The sequence below is a fragment of the Mycobacterium sp. PDNC021 genome, assembly GCF_048282635.1.
GTDB lineage: Bacteria > Actinomycetota > Actinomycetes > Mycobacteriales > Mycobacteriaceae > Mycobacterium > Mycobacterium llatzerense.
Map to the genome: position 1 here is coordinate 4,999,179 of NZ_CP182502.1, position 19,115 is coordinate 5,018,293.

Annotated in this window: 13 protein-coding genes; 8 read left to right on the forward strand and 5 right to left on the reverse strand. The window is 63.7% G+C overall.

Going from position 1 to position 19,115, the window contains the following annotated elements; translation table 11 throughout:
- Window positions 1-25: 25 nt before the first annotated feature.
- The 7 genes from ACNO8X_RS23840 to ACNO8X_RS23870 all read left to right on the forward strand — a co-directional run bounded on the left by ACNO8X_RS23840 (window position 26) and on the right by ACNO8X_RS23870 (window position 13,568).
- Window positions 26-2,857 carry a DUF1156 domain-containing protein gene (locus tag ACNO8X_RS23840; RefSeq protein WP_418003003.1) on the forward strand — a complete coding sequence of 944 codons (2,832 nt, stop codon included), beginning with the start codon at window positions 26-28 and terminating at the stop codon, window positions 2,855-2,857.
- The gene (locus ACNO8X_RS23845) at window positions 2,857-6,270 is read left to right on the forward strand and encodes a Swt1 family HEPN domain-containing protein (protein WP_418003004.1); all 3,414 of its coding nucleotides are present in this window, start codon (window positions 2,857-2,859) and stop codon (window positions 6,268-6,270) included. The genes ACNO8X_RS23840 and ACNO8X_RS23845 overlap by 1 nt, the downstream gene beginning before the upstream one ends.
- Complete coding sequence (locus ACNO8X_RS23850; protein ID WP_418003005.1) at window positions 6,270-7,778, forward strand: ATP-binding protein; 1,509 nt, start codon at window positions 6,270-6,272, stop codon at window positions 7,776-7,778. The genes ACNO8X_RS23845 and ACNO8X_RS23850 overlap by 1 nt, the downstream gene beginning before the upstream one ends.
- A gap of 45 nt (window positions 7,779-7,823) precedes the next feature.
- Window positions 7,824-8,771 (forward strand): PD-(D/E)XK motif protein, encoded by a 948-nt coding sequence (locus ACNO8X_RS23855; RefSeq protein ID WP_418003006.1) that lies wholly within the window; start codon window positions 7,824-7,826, stop codon window positions 8,769-8,771.
- Window position 8,772: 1 nt separating this feature from the next.
- Entirely contained in the window at window positions 8,773-11,868 is a 3,096-nt protein-coding gene (locus ACNO8X_RS23860; RefSeq protein WP_418003007.1) for a Z1 domain-containing protein, read from the forward strand.
- A gap of 456 nt (window positions 11,869-12,324) precedes the next feature.
- The gene (locus ACNO8X_RS23865) at window positions 12,325-12,660 is read left to right on the forward strand and encodes a hypothetical protein (RefSeq protein WP_418003008.1); all 336 of its coding nucleotides are present in this window, start codon (window positions 12,325-12,327) and stop codon (window positions 12,658-12,660) included.
- An 8-nt stretch (window positions 12,661-12,668) separates the two neighbouring features.
- A complete protein-coding gene (locus ACNO8X_RS23870; RefSeq protein ID WP_418003009.1) occupies window positions 12,669-13,568 on the forward strand; it encodes a hypothetical protein in 900 nt (299 codons plus the stop codon).
- An 18-nt stretch (window positions 13,569-13,586) separates the two neighbouring features.
- On the opposite strand, the gene ACNO8X_RS23875 is transcribed toward ACNO8X_RS23870, so the two are convergent.
- Both ACNO8X_RS23875 and ACNO8X_RS23880 read right to left on the reverse strand, forming a co-directional pair.
- Window positions 13,587-13,985, reverse strand: coding sequence for a DUF4267 domain-containing protein (locus ACNO8X_RS23875; RefSeq protein ID WP_418003010.1), 399 nt, complete (start codon window positions 13,983-13,985; stop codon window positions 13,587-13,589).
- 59 nt (window positions 13,986-14,044) lie between these two features.
- Window positions 14,045-15,463 carry an SDR family NAD(P)-dependent oxidoreductase gene (locus ACNO8X_RS23880; RefSeq protein WP_418003011.1) on the reverse strand — a complete coding sequence of 473 codons (1,419 nt, stop codon included), beginning with the start codon at window positions 15,461-15,463 and terminating at the stop codon, window positions 14,045-14,047.
- A gap of 129 nt (window positions 15,464-15,592) precedes the next feature.
- On the opposite strand from ACNO8X_RS23880, the gene ACNO8X_RS23885 reads away from it, so the two are divergent.
- Window positions 15,593-16,183, forward strand: coding sequence for a TIGR03086 family metal-binding protein (locus ACNO8X_RS23885; protein ID WP_418003012.1), 591 nt, complete (start codon window positions 15,593-15,595; stop codon window positions 16,181-16,183).
- A 47-nt stretch (window positions 16,184-16,230) separates the two neighbouring features.
- On the opposite strand, the gene ACNO8X_RS23890 is transcribed toward ACNO8X_RS23885, so the two are convergent.
- The 3 genes from ACNO8X_RS23890 to ACNO8X_RS23900 form a co-directional block, all read right to left on the reverse strand.
- Window positions 16,231-16,431 (reverse strand): hypothetical protein, encoded by a 201-nt coding sequence (locus ACNO8X_RS23890; RefSeq protein WP_418003013.1) that lies wholly within the window; start codon window positions 16,429-16,431, stop codon window positions 16,231-16,233.
- Between the two features lie 398 nt (window positions 16,432-16,829).
- Window positions 16,830-17,492 carry a DsbA family protein gene (locus ACNO8X_RS23895; RefSeq protein ID WP_418003014.1) on the reverse strand — a complete coding sequence of 221 codons (663 nt, stop codon included), beginning with the start codon at window positions 17,490-17,492 and terminating at the stop codon, window positions 16,830-16,832.
- A 135-nt stretch (window positions 17,493-17,627) separates the two neighbouring features.
- Entirely contained in the window at window positions 17,628-19,109 is a 1,482-nt protein-coding gene (locus tag ACNO8X_RS23900; RefSeq protein ID WP_418003015.1) for a SulP family inorganic anion transporter, read from the reverse strand.
- Window positions 19,110-19,115: the final 6 nt, after the last annotated feature.

Sequence of the window (19,115 nt, forward strand, 5' to 3'; positions counted from 1 at the left end):
CCCGAGCCACCTGGAGTTTTCACGCATGACGACGCCCCCTGACACTCCGATCCGCAAGAAGCTGATCGAGGTGTCGATACCTCTGGAAGAGATCAACGCCGAATCCGCGCGAGAGAAATCCATCCGGCACGGCCACCCCTCAACGCTGCACCTGTGGTGGTCTCGGAAGCCGCTTGCCACGGCTCGCGCCGTGCTCTTCGCGCAACTCGTAGACGACCCTTCTTCGGACCCGGAGCTGACAGAGCGCGAGCAAACGGTCGAGCGTGAGCGCCTACATGGGCTCATTCGACGACTTGTCAAATGGGAAAACATCAACAACGAGGTCCTGCTCCGCGAGGCGCACGAGGAGATCCTCAAGTCCACCGGCGGGAACCCACCAGCCATCCTCGACCCTTTCTCCGGTGGCGGTTCAATTCCTCTCGAAGCCCAGCGCCTCGGTCTGCAGGCGCGTGCCTCGGATCTCAACCCGGTGGCCGTACTCATCGCCAAGGCGCTCATAGAAATCCCGCCAAAGTTCGCAGGCCAATCACCAGTCTTCCCCGGTGTTGCTGAAGCAAGGCTCGGAGACTGGCCGCGCGCCACCGGACTGGCTGACGACGTACGTCGCTACGGCGCCTGGATGCGTGATCAAGCTGAGGAACGCATCGGGCATCTCTACCCAGACGCCACCATCGTCGACGAGAAGACCGGAAGGAAGTCGAGCGCAACGACGATCGCCTGGATCTGGGCACGCACGGTCATCTGCCCCAACCCGGCCTGCGGCATCGAGATGCCCCTCGTCAACTCGTGGTGGCTCGGTAAGAAGAAGGGAAAGGAAGCGTACGTCGTGCCCGACGTGGTCGAGGACGCTAGTGCGCCCGGTGGCCGGCGAGTCGCGTTTACGATCGGGTACGACAAAGCGAAGGGACCCGCCGTTGCTACTGATGGAACCGTCAGTCGCCAGGGCGCAATCTGCTTGGCCTGCGGCTCTGCAGCCGAATTCAAATACATTCGTGAAGAGGGCCGCGCAAACCGGTTGCGCGCTCTACTTATGGCGGTCGTCGCTGATGGAAACCGGCGACGCGTCTACGTGTCGCCGGATGGCGTCCAAATCGAAGCAGCTCGCTGCGCGCGCCCTGAGTGGGTTCCCTCGGGGGCACTACCTGCGGCAGCACTTGGCTTCAGAGTTCAGGGCTACGGGCTCACGAGATGGTCGGATCTGTTCACCAACCGGCAATTGGTGGCGCTTACGACGTTCAGCGACCTCGTTCTAACAGCGCGCGAGAAGGTTCTTAGCGATGCCGTCGCCTCAGGTCTCCCAATGGGCGACCGCCTTGCCGACGGCGGAGACGGGGCCGAGGCCTACGCGGACGCCGTCGCCACCTATCTCAGCATGGGAGTGAGCCGCACGACCGATCTCAACAACTCGCTAGTCACCTGGTCCAACTCTCGCGACCAGGCGCGAAATCTCTTCGCACGTCAGGCGATTCCGATGGCATGGGATTTCGTCGAAGTTTCACCATTCGCGCGTGCTGCGGGTGACCTGTCGATAGCGACTAAAACTCAGGCGGACGCTATCGAGAATCTGCCCGCTCGGCCCGCTGCCCACGCCGCACAGGCCGACGCTGCATCGCAGGACTACACGTCTGTTGTTGTCTCGACCGATCCTCCGTACTACGACAATATCGGATATTCGGACCTCTCGGACTTCTTTTACGTCTGGCTGCGGCGTTCGCTCCGTGCCATCCATCCGGGGTTGTTCGCCTCGATGCTCGTGCCAAAGACAGAGGAACTCGTCGCGAACCCGTACCGTCACGGTGGGAGCGACGGTGCGGAGCAATTCTTCGCGACGGGATTCGAGCATGTATTCGCCCGAGCGCGAAAAGGGGCATCTGGTCAATACCCGATCACGGTGTTTTACGCGTTCAAGCAGTCCGAGCTGACGGCCGAGGGCATCACCAGTACCGGATGGGCCGCCATCCTGGAAGGCATGATCCGGGAAGGTTGGGCGATCACGGCCACTTGGCCCATGCGATCGGAGCGTGCAGGCCGAATGCGCGACGTCGGCTCGAATGCGCTCGCCTCGTCGATCGTCCTGGTACTGAGACCACGTCAGGAAACGGCGGGGCAGACCACGCGCCGCGGATTCCTCGCATCGCTGAGGCGTGAGCTTCCGGCGGCGCTAGAAAAGCTGCGCCAGGGGGCTATCGCCCCTGTCGACCTCACCCAGGCGACCGTCGGGCCCGGGATGGCTGTGTTCTCACGCTACGACCGCGTGGTCGAGAACGATGGCACAGACATGAATGTTAAAGCGGCACTGAGGCTGATCAATCAGGCACTCGATGAAGTACTAGCCGAGGGCGAAGGTGACCTCGATGCAGACACCCGATTCTGCCTCAAGTGGTACGAGCAATATGGCTGGCAAAAGGGTCGTTTCGGTGAAGCCGACGTGCTAGCGCGGTCGTTCAACACGTCGGTTCGAGGCATCGCAGACTCCGGAGTACTGACGCAGGGCGAGGGCGTCGTTCAGCTCATCGCACCCGAGGATCTCCCGACGTCCTGGGATCCCGCGAAGGACGCCCGTATCTCCGTGTGGGAGGTGATGTGCCACCTAGGTCGGATGCTCTCTGCCGAGGACGGAGGAGTAAAGCCGGCTGCGGACCTCATGGCTGCCGCGGCCACACGCACCGAAATCGACCTCGAGGCCGTGCAACGGCTGGCTTACCGGCTATACGAAATGACCAAGACGTCGCGTACGGATGACGCACGGCTGTTCAACCTGGTCGGGGGATCATGGACGGACCTGACCGAGGCCGCTGGCCACGTACGCGGCCCTGACGCTGTGCAGACGGAAATCGACTTTGAGGATGAGAACTGATGTCGAAAAGCAACATCGATGTGGTCCGCACAGCGCTGCAGTCCCTTTCTGACGTCCTCGATCCGTACATCGAACAGATCACGGCCAAGCACGTGCCGGCAGGCAAGGACTGGACAGTACTGCTCGCAGCCAAAGACGCCGAGAAAGGTATCCGCGGCAAAGACTATTCGCGTACCGACCCGCAGGATCAGTTCCGGATCATCACCGAGCCGATTTCCTCGCTCGGGTACATCTTCAACGCCCACTTATCGCGGGGAGAACAAGGTTTCGTCGGCGAGCTGCGCAATGTGCGCAATAACGTCGCCCATTTCAAGCCATTCTCCCCCGACGACGCGGTCCGCGCACTGGACACGATCGAGCGCGTAATGCGCGCGATCGGTGCAGTGAGAGAAGCCGACGCGGTGCGGACGTCGCGCCTGGACATCCTGCGGGGCAGCTTCGAGCAACAGACACGTAGGGCCGTTCGCGAGGCGGCCTCCCTGCCCGGCACTCCGGACACCGAGTTGCCGCCGTGGCGTGAGGTGCTCAAGCCGCACCCCGACGTGGCTTCTGGCCAGTACAACAACGCCGAGTTCGCCGCCGACCTCTATTCCGTTGCCGTGCAACAGAACGCCGCCAAGGAGTACCAGGACCCGGTCGAGTTCTTCCGCCGGACCTACCTGACCGACGGTCTTAAGGAACTGCTGCGCCGGGCGGTAGACCGCGTCGCCGGATCGGAGTCGGCCAACCCAGTAATCAACCTGCAGACCACGTTCGGCGGCGGCAAGACGCACTCGATGCTGGCCGTCTGGCACTTGTTCTCGGGTCGGGCGCTGCATGAGTTCCCGCAGAGCGTGCAGGACGTACTGGCGGGCGAAAACGCCAGCATCCTCGGCCAACCGGTGCACAAGGCCGCACTCGTGGGCAATGAAATCCCGCCAGCCGCCCCGACGCCGAAACCCGACGGCACCGTCGTGCATACCCTTTGGGGCGAACTCGCATGGCAGCTCGGCGGTGCGGCAGGCTACGCGATCGTCGCCGATGCCGACCAGACGGGCACTAATCCCGGAAACCTGCTCCGCGAACTGTTTACGAAGTTCGGACCTGCCGTCGTCCTGATCGACGAGTGGGTCGCCTACGCTCGCCAGCTCCCAGATAACTACGACCAGACTGACCCGCACGCCCGGCGCGTGGCAGCCGGTCTGTTCGAGACACAGTTCACCTTTGCACAGGCATTGACACTCGCGGCGGAGAACGTGCCCGGAACACTGTTGTTGGTATCCGTACCGGCCAGCGAAGGGCGACAGATCGATTCCGGCGACGGAGATACGGAGCTTGCAGAGGCGACTGCGAGCGATCTTGAGGTCGGCGGTCAGCGCGGACACGACGCCCTGCATCGGCTGGACTACGTCATACGACGGGTGGCCTACCAGTGGAGTCCGGCAACGCGGGACGAGTCGTACGAAATAGTGCGACGCCGGCTATTCGTCGAGCCGGACGCGAAAGCGATCGCAACCATCGCCACTGCGGCGCGTCGGTTCTCTGACTATTACCGCCACCACCCCAAGGAGTTCCCTACAGGGGTTGGAGAGTCCGCCTACGAGTCGCGCCTCAGGGCCGCTTACCCGATCCATCCTGAACTACTCGACCGTCTGTATTCCGATTGGTCCACGTTGGAGAAGTTTCAACGCACCCGAGGCGTGCTGCGCCTAATGAGCCACGTGATCCACCAACTGTATGTACGCCAGGACCCATCACCGCTCATCATGCCCGGATCAGTTCCGCTAGATGCGCAGTCCGTGCGGTCGGAGATCACGCAGTACGTCGACAACACATGGGACGCAATCGTCCAGTCCGAGATCGACGGCGACAACGCTGTCGCCCGGATCGTGGACGCCGAACGTCCGGTACTGAAGGACCGCGCGCTCGCGCTCCGAACGGCGCGAACGATTTTCGTCGAAGCCACGCCAACACTCGATGCCGCGCTCAAAGGCAAGGACCGCAAGAGCATTACGCTCGGCGTCGCCATGCCTGGCGACGTGCTCGGAAATATCGGATCGGCGTTGGAGGGGCTCCAGGAGAAATCGTCCCACTACTACTTCGACGACGGCCGGTACTGGTACGACACCCAGCCGTCGCTCAATCGCCTCGCCGCCGAACGAGCTTCGCAGCTGTCGGTGGACGCCGTCCACGGCGAGGTAACGGCACGGCTCAAGCGGGTGTTCAAGGGCTCCACCGACGTGATCGCCGACGTCGTACACCCCGAGTCATCGTCCGATGTCGACGAGGCCGACTACCTTCGCCTGGTTGTCGTCCCGCCGCGCTGCACCCACAACGGCAAAGACAAAGAGTCCAGCGCCTCCAAATGGGTACACGATTTACTGCGCCAGCGCGGCAACGCGCCGCGTTCGAACGTCAACACTATCGTTGCGGTCGCCGCAGACGAAAAGCAATGGGGCACTTTGGAATCTGCTGTACGTTCGTACCTAGCCTGGAGCTCGATATTCGACGAGACCGCACGACTTGATCTGACCCACTCAGCTGCCGGGCAGGCGCAGACAACGCTGGAGACCACCAATCGGACTGTGGACGACCGATTGGCCCACACGTGGATATGGGGATTGCATGCGGTGCAAGACAACCCGCAGGCACCGTTCGTAGTCGGACAAGTTCGCGCGGACGGACAGGAGAAGAACCTTACCAAGCGCATCGGCGCCAAACTCGCCTCCGTCGACGCCGCCCACTCGTACGTTGCCAACCGCGTCGTCCGTCTGGACATTGAGGAGTTCCTGCGGGCGCGGTGGACCCGCGGATTCATCAACTTCACCGAGCTGTGGAGCTACTACTGCCGTTACCCGTACCTGCATAGGCTGCGTGACAAGTCCGTGCTCGTCAGAGCCCTGGAGGAATCGCTGCTCGACGCCGCCTTCGTCGAGACCGGGTTCGCACTTGCGACAGGATTCGACTCGGCGACTGGCGACTTCCTCGGACTTTCGGTTCCGTTGGAGGACACAGAGTTCGGCCCGTTCGATGAGAAGACGCTTGTCGTGCGGCCCGACCTTGCAGTCGAGCAGAGAAAGCGAGAACAGGACAAAGAGAGCGAGCCCGGACCCGACCCGGAGCCAACAACCACGCAGGGTCCCCGGGTGACGCCTGCACCGTCGCCCTCGCCGAGGCATGTGCCCCAAGTGGTCACCAACGCGACATTCTCGCTCCGGTACGTTGTCGACCCCACTACCGACATGCCAGGTGAGCTTCAGACGATCGCTAAAGAGATCCTCGACGTGCTGCACAACGCCAGCCCCGACGTCCTCGACATCACCTTGACCGTGGACGCTCAAAAGGCCGACGGTTTCGACGCGAATATCGTTCGGGCCGTTACACAGAACGCAGGCGACCTCGGCGTGACGGACTGCCGCTTCAAGGACCTCTAGTGGTGTTGAATTCCGCGCCACAACCGATCGGATCTAAGACCGTCCCCCCCGATCCATCCATCACCTCGGCCATCGGCCGCCATCACACGCTCGCAACGGCCGTGGCCGATCTGGTGGACAACAGCATCGATGCTGGCGCAACGGACGTCCTGGTCCGGTTCCTGATGCAAGGGCCACGACCAATTGGCCTACAGGTTATAGACAACGCGTCGGGCATGGACTCCGTCGCCATCGATGACGCGATGACCTACGCCAAGAAGCGCGAGTACAACGGCCACGATCTCGGCCACTTCGGCATCGGGCTCAAGGCGGCCTCGCTTAGTCAGGCAAACACGTTGATCGTGTGGTCGAAACGTTACGGATCACCGCCGGTCGGCCGGCGCTTGTGCAAGCAGACCATCGACAGCGGTCCCGTGGTCGAGGAGTTCTCCACGACCGACGCCGCCGAACGCCTGGCCGATCCGGCAATTGGCTTCTCGATAGATACCGGCACCATCGTCGAATGGCAGGACGTCCAGACGTTCTTGACCTCATCGCACGACGACGAACAGCGGGCTTGGGTAAACCAAACCATTCAGGAGCTTGTCAACCATCTCGGCTTGGTACTACATCGAATCCTGGAACGAGGCGATCTGACGCTAACCGTCGATACCTTCGACATCGGTTTTGAGTTCCCCGGCCCACCACGGCCAGTCAAGGCCATTGACCCTTTCGCGTATCGAGGTGTGGGACAGCCCGGCTATCCAAAAGAACTGCCCGTCAGCCTCCCGGGCGCGACTGGAACTGCACAGTTGCACATCTGGCCGCATCGAGATAGGGGACCAGGTTTCGTACAGGGCGGCAGGTCTGAGACCGAAACGCAAGGGCTCTACATCTATCGCCACGACCGACTCCTGCAAGCCGGAGGTTGGAACGGGCTGTCCACATCAAGGGTCGATCTGGCCTTCGCGCGCGTGGCGATCGATCTGACGCCCGAAATGGAAGATCACGTCACAATCAACCCTGAGAAGATCGGGACGACATTCGATGATGAATTGCGCAATGCGTTGGCACGTGCACAGGCGACGGACGGCACGACGCTCGCAGCGTTCCGGGAACACGCGAAGCGTGCAGCGACGCTCGCCCGGCAACGTACGGCCTCCCCCATCGAAGCGCCGCTGCCCGGCAATGGAGTCCCGGTCTCGGTCAAGGACGCGTTCACGACCCACACAGAGCCCAACGATGCGTTCCCAATTGACATCCGTTGGCGCCTGCTCCCCGAGGACCAGGTCTACGACATCGAAATCGACAAGCACCAGCTTCTCCTAAATGCGAGGTACCGTTCAGCGATTGTCGGGCACAAGAGCCTGGACGTCGACGATGCGCCACTCATCAAGAGTTTGCTGCTTCTTCTGCTCGAAGACCACTTCGTTGGGACAGGTGGCGGTGCGAAGAAGAAACGGGAGGAGGAGGCATGGCAGGCCATCCTCCTAGCTGCAATCGGAGCGCAACCCGCGCAAGGAGAGTGAGAGTCCAGATTGAGTGAGCCAGGGTCGGAGCTTAACCCGGAAACGTTGGAGAAGTACTTTTGCAGTGGGGCCGTAACCACTCATCTTGTTAGCGAATCGCCGGACGCCGTCGTCAGGATCGACGGTACGGGCCAAAAGATTTCACTGCTGACGCCGCACACCGGCACGGTTCAGAACACCGCTGAACTGAAGCGCCTCAGCACCGGCCTCGAGACTTGGAACGGACGTCAGTGGGCCTGCATCACCGTCGATGCGCGCAATATGTACACCGAGGCGTACGGGCTGATGCTCTCCATCGTCCAGGCGATGCGCGGCGGCGCGACGTTTGCTGCCGCTACGTCGGCCGCGATGACGAACATGAAAACCCTGCTTGCCGCCAAGCCGCGAATCTCAGAAGAAAAGCAGATTGGGTTGGTCGGCGAGCTTCTGCTGTTCCGCCGCCTACTTGACGAATCCGACGAATATTCGGTCATCGACTGGTGGCTAGGCCCGCTCGCCGAGGAACGCGACTACGCGTTCCCAGCATTCGACGCCGAAGTCAAGACCACCACCGGCGAATCACGGACGCACGTCATTCACGGAGCGGGGCAGCTCGAACCAAGTCCCGGCCGACCGCTGTGGCTCGTGTCCATCCAGATCACCCGTGCTGGTGGCGATCCGAACGGGTTTACTCTCCCCGGGTTGATCCAGGAAATCCGCGAACGGCTCACCGCAACGCGAGACCGGTTCGTGGCGTACCTGACATCTGAGAGTTGGGAAGACGACGACGCAGCCATGTACCCGACGGCGTACACCCTTCGCACCACGCCCGCTGCGTACCTGGTGGACGATGATTTCCCTGCGGTGACGCACAGCCGGCTGCATTCGGTCGTTCCGCACAGCGATCTTGTCAGTGCTGTGACCTACCGTGTCGACGTCTCCTCGCGCACGCCGGGAGACCCCGGTGAGCCGCTCACTGGATTCACTAATCCAACACCCGCACAGGAGGCATGACGTGACCGACACGTATACCAACGCAATTGTCAGCGTCGTGCGCGGCATGAGCAAGAGTGAGCCCAAGCTGATGCTCAAGCGTGTGCGGTTCGAGCTGGAGGAAGCGGGCGTCGGCGATGACTTCGCGGAGACCAGCTTGGTGGACGCGATCACATCCACCGATGTGAACGCTCCCGCGCGCTACGAGTTTCATATCCAGCTCTCCAAGTGGGACGCTCTGACTGACCCGACGTGGGCAACAAATGTGGCGGCCTATTCACAGCAACGACGAGATGCGATCCTCGCAGCTCTCGGCTTCTCCGATGAGGCTCAGGAGAGAATCAACCATGCATTTCAGGTGAATCTGTCTGGCGCCGTCGTCATCTCGGGCCAGCCAGCCGATTGGGATCCTTGGTACGACGCCGAAGCGGGGCGCACCTTCTACTGGGACGGGTATCGCAGTGTCCTGGAGTCCAAGGGCTGGGACCCGGATGCGATCGGAGAGCTGAACCGCGCCACGGACGAGGTGGTCAAGCGCTTGGCGAATCCGGCGCGGGAAGACCCGTACCAGTCGAAGGGCCTTGTGGTCGGCCATGTGCAGTCCGGCAAGACTGCGAACTTCACCGGTGTCATCGCCAAGGCGATCGACGCAGGCTACAAGCTCGTCATCATCCTCACGGGAACTATCGAGCTCCTGCGCGGCCAAACCCAACGCCGCCTCGACATGGAGCTCGTCGGAGAAGAGAACATCCTCGGTGGGGTGCCTCGCGATAACGCCGAGCTCACCGCCTCGGTCGACTACATCGGCGACGGCGACATCGACTGGTACGAGGGGAAGTTCGTCTCCTACGGCAAGGACCCCAAGGAACTCGGACTCCCCGGCATCCGTCGACTGACGGGAGCCCGCGACGACTACAAGCTCCTCAAAGCTGGACTCGGTTACCTCGACTTCCGTCAGACCGACCATCTTGTCGACCCGGCGCGGCCGCTTTACGACCCGCAAAACCTCTACCGGCCGGACATCAGGGTTGCCGTCGTGAAGAAGAACTCGACGGTGCTGAAAAAACTCGTCCACGACCTCCAGTCCACAAAGACAGACCTCGGTGAAATCCCCACACTCATCATCGATGACGAGGCAGACCAAGCCTCGATCAACACAACGCGTCCAAAGAAAGATAAAGACAAGAAAACTGACGAGGAGAAAGAGCGTACGGCGATCAATCGTCTGATCGCACAACTCCTGAAAGAGCTTCATCGCGCACAATACATCGGCTACACCGCGACGCCCTTTGCAAACGTATTCGTCGACGTCGACGACTCGGAGGACATCTTCCCGAAGGACTTCATCGTCAGTCTCGAACCGCCCCCGGGGTACATGGGGGGCAAGGCCTTTCATGATCTGGACGCGGACGCGTCGGACGACGACGGCGAACCGAACGAGGAACACACCGTCGCGAACTCGAACGAGAAGGCCTTCGTTCGGTCGCTGCTCGCCGGACCAGATGACCAGGACGCCCGGGACGGCGAAATGCTCAAGGCTCTGGACGCCTACGTCCTCACTGGAGCCATCAAGCTCCACCGGGCCTCGGTGCTCAGCAAGCCGAAGCTCTTTCGCCACCACACGATGCTCGTCCACGAATCAGTCAGCACGGCAGAGCACGCGGCGCTCGCCGATGACATCCGCCGGGTCTGGGCTGCGGCCGGATACGACCTGCCGATGGGCCTCAAGCGACTCCAGGATCTGTGGACGACCGACTTCGGGCCAGTCACGGCCGCACGTGCACCGGAGGAGCCGACCATCGGCAGCTTCGTCGACTTGATCCCTTTCATCGGGCACGCGGTCGACCGCATCCAGGAGGGCGTGAACCCCGTCGTCATCGTTAACGGCAAAGCCGAGAAGGACTACCTGCAGGCCGACATCAACTTTCAAGCTGGCGATGTTTGGAAGATCCTCGTCGGTGGCACCAAGCTATCTCGCGGCTTCACAGTCGAAGGGTTGACGGTTTCGTACTACACGCGCAGGACTACCGCCGCCGACACGCTGATGCAGATGGGACGTTGGTTCGGTTACCGACCCCACTATCGCGACCTCGTGCGGCTGTACATCGGCCGCAACGTGCCGGCGCCCAGAAAAACGGTCATCGATCTGTACAAGTCCTTCGAGGCCATCGTGCGTGACGAGGAGGACTTTCGCGAGGAGCTACGGAAGTTTCAGGGGTTTGACGACGACGGGCGGCCGCGTGTTCGCCCGATGGATGTTCCTCCGCTGGTCTACCAAAGCCTCCCCTACCTCAAGCCGACAAGCAGCAACAAGATGTACAACGCCGAGCTCACCGAGCAGGGTGAGGGCGGCAAGGTCGTTGACTTCAACCAGCAGGGCAAACACGACGGCGATATGAACGCCGTGCACTTCGAGGCGGTACAGCCACTGCTCGATGCTGCCAGCGCGGAAGGGCAGTTTTTTCACATCGACGATTCCGGGATTCTCCGGCCGTGGAGAGCCAAATACGGAGTCGTCGACGCACGAGCTCTCATCGATGTTGTCAGGAAATTCCGGTGGGCGAAGAACTTCAAGTTCGATCCCTACCTCGCCTTCATGCATAGCGCGATTGATGAAGGCACACTGAGGGATTGGGCGATCATAATGCCCGACCTCGTTGAGCTAGAGCGCAGAAACGTTGGCGGCCGCGACCTCACGATCATGCGGCGCAGCCGTCGAGAGGACCGAGACGGCCAGTTCTCGGGATCATCGAAGCGCCAGCGTGACCCGTTGCTGGCCATCTCCAACGGGATAAACAAGCAGACGGTGGATGTGAATGGCCTGATCGCGTCGGCACTCGAACTGCCCGAATACGGGCATCTGAAGGAACTCAAGGTAGCAACCCGGGGTGCGTTCCTCTTGACGTTCGCGGCGGATAGCTCGTCGACGAGGTTCCACGACGCGACGGGTACAACGGACCCGAAGAAGCTCCCTAAACCGACCGATCCGAAGAACATCGCGACACTGTTCTCCTATGCACTGCCACTGGCGTCGGCACCCGCTGGCCGCATTGCATTCAAAGTGCGCCGAGAGGACCGTCCCGACGACGCCATCGTCGAAGCAGAGCCAGGCGACTGAACCGGCGAGCGCCCACCCTGGCGGTACGCCATACTCCCGAGTGTCCCAACAGCGACGATCGAGGAAGCTCTTCGGCAACAGGGTCGCCTCGCACGGTCGCTGCAGGGCTAATCGCGGCGACCGCCCCTGTGGTCATTACACGCAGTAACAGATTCTTCATGCCGCCCTCCCCATTGGAGTGAGCCGCACATAGTCGCACCGCCCACGACAAGTTCGACGGCCTATCGATCCCGGCCTACTGTGGGAAATGGACGTTCCCGTAAACAACGGACGACATCGATGGCAGCCGGTGAAGCGACGCACAGCACGATCCTGGGATGCAGACCCGACGATCGTGAGTCGCGCGCATCGCATTCCTGCTCTCCACCAGAGCATCTCAGCCGAGCACCACCGACTTTCATGGGTCGCCCGAACAGCACCAAGCCACGTCCACCCCACCAACCAGGAGGCCCCACCATGGCTGATGCACAATCGCTCCAGACCGACATCTCCGGCGTCACCGCCAACGGCATGCCCGAACCCTGGCGTGCGGTCCTGGCCCGTCACCCCCGCAACATCGGCGACATCGTCGACGACCCCAACCGCGGACCGTGGAACTCCACCCACAACGGCCAGACCTACCAGGGCACCTTCGACGCCTTCGAACAGCAGGTGACAACCGCCGAACAAATCGCCTGGGTACACACCTTCAGCGACGGCATCACCCGCGACAGCGGCGACGTCCTCATCGAACTCATGGAGTTCGCCATCCAGTGGCGCAAAGCCAACGGACTGCCCACCACCGCGAAATGAGCTGAGCGATGACCACTTTCAGCGACATCGCCGCCAACATCGCCGGCACCTACCACGTCCGCCACGCCGTCCTGACCTTCGCCGGCACCTGGGCCGCACCCGGCACTGGCTACCCCTCCGAGGTCGTGGCCGCCGCCGACCCCGACCTCGTCTTCGAAGTCCCCATCCAAGCGCCGTGGACCTTCGGGCCCATCCCGCCCGGAGCGCCGCTCTCCCCCAGCTACGCCGAGTCAGTGCGGATCGCGGTCACCAACGCCATCGGCTGGATCAACAACTACCCGAAGCAAACCTTCGCCCTCGGCGGTTACAGCCAGGGCGCCGAAGCCGCCTCCCGGGTCCTCGCCGAGATCATGACCGGCACCCTGCAATGGGCCAAGCCCAACCTGATCGGCGGCTACACCTTCGGCAACCCGTGGCGCCTGACCGGACACACCTTCCCCGGCGGCACCGACCCCGGCGGCAGAGGCATCGCCAGCACCAACCTGACCGCCGCACAAATCCCCAAGGACAGCAACGGCATTGACACCTGGTGGGACTTCGCCAACCCCGGCGACCTCTACACCACCACACCCAACAACCAAGCCGGCGCCGACATCACCGCCGTCTACAAAGCCGCCGTCCAACTCGGCATCAGCATCAACGCGGCCGTCGCGCTGATCGCCGGCCTGACCGGCCAGGGCAGCCTCGCCCAACAGGTGCTGGCGTTCGTCATCGATCCGATCGTCGGTGGCCCCGCTCTCGTCGAAGCCATCGACCGGGCCGTCGCCTTCTACGCCACCAACCCGCCGACCCTGCCGCACATCACCTACGAGTACGTCGACGCACTCCCCCACCAGAGCTCGGTGCAGGTCGCCACCAACCACCTCAACCAGATCGCGGCGGCCACCTCGGCACGGATGGCGGCGTAGCGCGGCGTCCCAACACGGTCAGGGAGTACCGGCAGCTCCCACACCGAGCGGCCGGCGCCGCGTCGCACCCCACAACCCGACACCGATCCCATCCACGGCGCCGCCGAGGCCGATGTACTTCTGCGACGGCCTCATCTCATGATGAACGCCCATGCCGCCCAACAGGTCTGCCGCGTCGGCGCCACCCGAGGCCAGGAACCATCCGCGGGTGTCCCGACCCCGCAGCGCCGCCGCGGCGAGCAGCCCGCCGATCAACGCATCGCGGTAACCCATCGAGTGCAGCAGCAACCACGTCGATCCCGTCGGCTTCTCGGGGTCACCCCACAGCCGATTCGCTCGAGCCGGGTCAACCAGAAACGAGACCCCTGATGCAAGGCGGAGACCACCGACGACGAGCCCAACACGATCGATCGACATGATTCGCAGCGTAGGGCGTCACCTCGCCGCTGTGGGGCAAGTTGCGCGAGAGTCCTGCCCTACCAAGAACTCTTCGAGTAGTCCTTCAAGAAACACCCGAAGAGATCCTCGCCCAATTCCCCCCGCACAATCGGGTCATACACGCGCGCAGCACCATCCACCAGATCCAGGGGGGCGTGGAAGCCTTCTTCGGCCAGCCGCAGCTTGGTCGGATGCGGGCGTTCGTCGGTGATCCAGCCGGTGTCGACGGCGGTCATCAGAATGCCGTCCTGCTCCAGCATCTCCCCTGCGCTCGTGCGGGTCAGCATGTTCAGCGCGGCCTTGGCCATGTTGGTGTGCGGATGCCCGGGCCCCTTGTAGCCGCGGCCGAACTGGCCTTCCATCGCCGACACGTTGACCACGTACTTGCGCCGGGCGGGCGAGGCGGCCAGAGACGGACGCAGCCGACTCACCAGAATGAACGGCGCCGTCTGGTTGCACAGCTGCACCTCGAGCAGCTCCATCGCGTCGACCTCGTGCACCCGTTGGGTCCAACTGTTGACCGACGCGGTATCCGGCAACAACCCACCCGCGTCGATCGCGAGGCCCGCGGCAATCCGCTCCGGCGACGCGCTCCGGGCCTGCAACGCAAGCGACGTCAGCGTGTGCGCGGTGGGGTGCTCGCCGAGACTCCCGGCCAGGGCATGCGGATGCGCGTCACTGACGTGGTCGAAGGTGATCACGTCCACCAACTCCGGCGGCGGGGTGCGCTCGGCCTCCACCAGCGCGGCGTACGAGCCCGGCGCGCGGCGCACCGTCTGGGCCGCGTTGTTGATCAAAATGTCGAGCGGCCCCTGCGCGGCCACCTCGTCGGCCAGAGCGACCACCTGGGCCGGGTCACGCAGGTCGATCCCGACCACCCGCAGCCGGTGCAACCAATCGGCGCTGTCCTCCATCGCGGCGAAGCGGCGCACCGCGTCGTTGGGAAACCGCGTGGTGATCGTGGTGTGCGCGCCGTCGCGCAACAACCGCAGCGCGATGTACATCCCGATCTTCGCGCGCCCACCCGTGAGCAGCGCGGTACGGCCGGTCAGGTCGGTGCGAGCGTCCCGCTTGGCCCGGTTGAAGGCGGCGCAGTCCGGACAAAGCTGGTGGTAGAACGCGTCGACCACGGTGTGGTGGTTCTTGCAGATGTAGCAGGCGCGCGAGCGCAGCAGTGTGCCCGCACTGGCCCCGACCGCGGTGGATACCAGCGGTAACCCCTGGGTTTCGTCGTCGATCCGTCCCGGCGCACCCGTGGCGGTAGCGGCGATGACAGCACGGTCAGCGGCCGCCACCGCGTCACGTTTGGCGGTCCGGCGCTCCTTCTTCAGCGCTTTGAACATCTTCGCGGTGGCCAGGCGCACGGCAACGGCGTCGGGGTGCTCGGGCGGCAGCGCGCTCACCTCGGACAGCACCCGCAGGCACGTGCTGAGCTGGTCGGGATCGATCGCGGTCACTGTGGAAGGGTACGGGGACTGGGTCTGAACAGGCCAATTAGCGAACCGACCACAGTTCGGGGTGCCGGCCGCCCATCCCCTCGATTCGGCAGCCAGGATCTGTCGGTGCCGGCTCGTACGGTGGTGTTCATGAGCGAAGACACGACTCCCCAGATTGACGTGTTGGCCGCCGAGGCACTCGACCTGTTCACCGCTTCGGTGCGCCAGATTCCCGCACAACGCTGGGACGATCCATCGAACCTGCAGGAGTGGACGGTGCGCGAATTGGTCGGGCACACAACGGGTAGCGCCACCAGAATCATCGTGCTCGCCGAGAATGGCGAGCTCTGGGACGGACCGTCGAAACCGTCGGACTGGGTGTACACCGACCCTGCCACGCAGCTGGCCGAGTTGGGCATTCGGCTGCGCGACGCCCTGCCCACAGCGGATCTCGACGCGCCACGCAAGTCCCCGCAGGGCGAGGTTCCGCTGCGCCGGGCGCTGATGTTCCCGGTGGCCGATCTGGCGCTGCACAGCTGGGATCTGCGTCATTCTCTGGGCGAATCGATCGAGCTGCCCGACGACCTGCTCGCCCTGTCCGAAGGGCTGGTGCAGTCAGTTCCGGAGCAGCTCCTCCGACGGCCTGGCGCCTTCGGGCCGGAGCAACTCGCGCCGGCCGGTTCCTCGCGCACCACCAAACTCATGGCGTTCCTCGGCAGGACTGTCAGCCCCAGTGCGTAAGGCCGCCCCGTCGATGACAGGGGCGGCCTCAGCGGTGACGGAAAGTCTCAGCGGTGGTTGTGCTGGTGGTGGTGATGCACCGGGGAGCCGGGCTGCGGGGCGTTCTGCTGATGCGGGAACGCGTGGTGGGTGCCGACCGGGGTGTTGGCGGTCGAGACATCGGCGTGCGCGGTAGCGGCGCCCAGGAAGATGATGGCCGGGGCGGCGGCGAGGGCGAATCCGGCGGCGATGCGGTGGGTGAGGTTCATGTCGACTCCTTTGTGCGGGAAGGCTTTTCAAATTCTTTCCGGTGTGTTCCGGTGTTGAACTAAGAATGCCGTCCGCCGAGGTCGACGGGTATCCGCTAACCGGCCCCCGCACCGGTTGAATCCCGTGTCCCCCAATCGGGGGAACCGCACCCAGGCCAGCCGCTGGGCGCAGCACCGTCGTTCACCCGAGATGCAGAGAAACGCCGTACGTCGAACGTGCGGCTTTCTGTGTCGACACGCCGACGCGGATCACGCCACGGCCCACGCTCGACGTAGGGAGCCCGAACGCATCTCCCCTAACCGGCGCCACGGTCTCCCCTGACGCCACAACGCACGAGGCCGCCCCGTCGAAGAACGGAGCGGCCTATCGAGGTGGGATCGTCGCTACTTGCCAGACCTCAGGCCGGAATCCGGTTCAGCCAATCGTCGTCATCGATGATCTGCCCATCGATCACAACCTGCGGCACCCCGGGATTCGGAAACTCGTGCAAGAGCGTGAGGTTGTTGGCGGCAATCGCCCGGGAGTCATAGCCGACCGTCAGGCCGGCCCGAATCAGGTCCTGAGCCGGCTGCGGCGCACCGGCATCCCCCGCCAAGACAGCCAGCTGATCGTTGCTCAGGTCCGTCGGCCCGCCCTCTTTCGGCTGCTGCTCTTTCGAGAAAATCTGCTGGACGAAGCGCCACGTGACGTCGCTGGATTTCGATTCGCCGGCCACGACGAACGCCGCATAGATCGCGCGACGATCGTATGTGCCACTCGCCGAATACTTTTCGAGGAAGTTCACCAGCCGCACGTTCACCCGGACTGCGCCGCTCTCGATGCGACGGCCCAGCTCGTCGCCCTCTTTCCGGATCAGCTTGCCGCTGTACGGGCACAGCGGGTCGAGGTACAGATCGACCTGCCCGAGGGCGTTGGGGTCACCGATGGAGATGACGTCCCCCGCCGGTGCCGCGACGGCGGCGCTCGCTTGCCCGGCGATCGGGCCGCACAGCAGCGACACGACCACCGCTGCGACAGCGCCGAGCGCGCGAACCAATCGGGCCAGCCGTGTCCAATCCATGCCTCCATCATGCCGTGCCCACCCGGCGAGTTCAGCCGGTTTCCCGTAGGTCCGGTAGTTGGCTCGGCGTCGGAGTCCCGCTACCAAGACCATCTTGGGGGCACCGGTTTCGATGGAGCCACCGGCACGCACCGTCTAGGTTGCGCCCAACCGCCCCGACATCCGGTTCAGTCGGGCCGAGCTCGCGTCGTCAAGCCCGATGAACTGCACGGTCTTTCCCCGCGATGAATACTTCAGCCGGATCGCATCCAGGGTCGCCACCGACGAGGCGTCCCAGACCGCGGTGCCCGACAGGTCGATAACTACCTCGGCGGGATCTCCCGCGTAGTCGAACTGATGCACCAGGTCATTGCTGGACACGAAGAACAGGTCACCGCGTACCCGATAGGCACCGGGTTCCACCGCCGACACCGAGGTGCAGTGCGCGACCCGGCGCGCGAAGGCGACCATCGCGGCCAGCACCCCGAGCGAGACACCGATGGCGAGGTTCCCGGTGGCGACCGTCGCGACGACGGTGATCACCATGACCAGAGTTTCGCTGCGCGGCAACATCTTCAGCGTCTGCGGCGCAACGCTGTGCCAGTCGAAGGTCGCCACCGACACCACGATCATCACCGCCACCAGCGCGGCCATCGGGATGCGTCCCACCAGGTCGCCCAAGGCCAGCACCAGGATCAGCACGAAGACTCCGGTCAGCAACGTCGAGAGTCGGGTTCGGGCACCGGCGATCTTGACGTTCATCATGGTCTGCCCCACCACGGCGCAACCGCCCATGCCGCCGAACGCCGCGGTCACCACGTTGGCCATGCCTTGCCCCCAGGCTTCGCGGGTCTTGTTCGATCGGGTGTCGGTGATGTCGTCGACGAGTTTGGCCGTCATCAATGATTCCAGCAGCCCGACCAATGCCGCACCCAGCGCGTACGGCCCGATGATCTGCAACGTGTGCAGTGTCAACGGCACCTGCGGCATACCGAGCACCGGCAGCGAATCCGGCAGGGCCCCTTGATCTCCCACGTTGGGCACATGCCAGCCGAAAGCCACGACCGCCAACGTCAGCACCAGCACAACAACCAGCGGCGCCGGCACCGCGGTGGTGACCTTCGGCAGCAGCACCATCAGCACGATGCCGATCGCGGTGAGCGGATACACCAACCACGGCACATCGATCAGATGCCGCAACTGCGCCACGAACACCAGAATCGCGAGCGCGTTGACGAATCCGACCATCACGCTGCGGGGAATGAACCTCATGAGTTTGGCGACGCCGAAGAAGGCCAGCAGCATCTGGATGATCCCGGCCAAGGCGATGGTGGCGACCAGGTAACCGACCCCATGCTCGCGGGCCATCGGTGCGACGACCAGGGCCACGGCCGCCGTGGCGGCCGACACCATCGCCGGGCGTCCGCCCGCGAACGCAATCGTGATGGCCATGGTGACCGACGAGAACAGCCCGACCCGGGGATCAACCCCCGCTATCACCGAGAACGCGATGGCTTCCGGGATCAGCGCCAGCCCGACAACCAGTCCGGCGAGCACCTCGGTGCGTAGCACCGCCGGCGACCACAGCGACGGCCTGTCGACGCCGGGCGCGCGCCGTCCGGGCACGGTGATGATCATTGAATC

Bases quoted from the DNA above. Each gene is read 5' to 3' on its own strand.
- ACNO8X_RS23895 (WP_418003014.1), bottom strand. From the start codon at position 17,492: ATGGATTGGACACGGCTGGCCCGATTGGTTCGCGCGCTCGGCGCTGTC.
- ACNO8X_RS23885 (WP_418003012.1), top strand. From the start codon at position 15,593: ATGAGCGAAGACACGACTCCCCAGATTGACGTGTTGGCCGCCGAGGCA.
- ACNO8X_RS23900 (WP_418003015.1), bottom strand. From the start codon at position 19,109: ATGATCATCACCGTGCCCGGACGGCGCGCGCCCGGCGTCGACAGGCCG.
- ACNO8X_RS23865 (WP_418003008.1), top strand. From the start codon at position 12,325: ATGGCTGATGCACAATCGCTCCAGACCGACATCTCCGGCGTCACCGCC.
- ACNO8X_RS23870 (WP_418003009.1), top strand. From the start codon at position 12,669: ATGACCACTTTCAGCGACATCGCCGCCAACATCGCCGGCACCTACCAC.
- ACNO8X_RS23845 (WP_418003004.1), top strand. From the start codon at position 2,857: ATGTCGAAAAGCAACATCGATGTGGTCCGCACAGCGCTGCAGTCCCTT.
- ACNO8X_RS23890 (WP_418003013.1), bottom strand. From the start codon at position 16,431: ATGAACCTCACCCACCGCATCGCCGCCGGATTCGCCCTCGCCGCCGCC.
- ACNO8X_RS23840 (WP_418003003.1), top strand. From the start codon at position 26: ATGACGACGCCCCCTGACACTCCGATCCGCAAGAAGCTGATCGAGGTG.
- ACNO8X_RS23875 (WP_418003010.1), bottom strand. From the start codon at position 13,985: ATGTCGATCGATCGTGTTGGGCTCGTCGTCGGTGGTCTCCGCCTTGCA.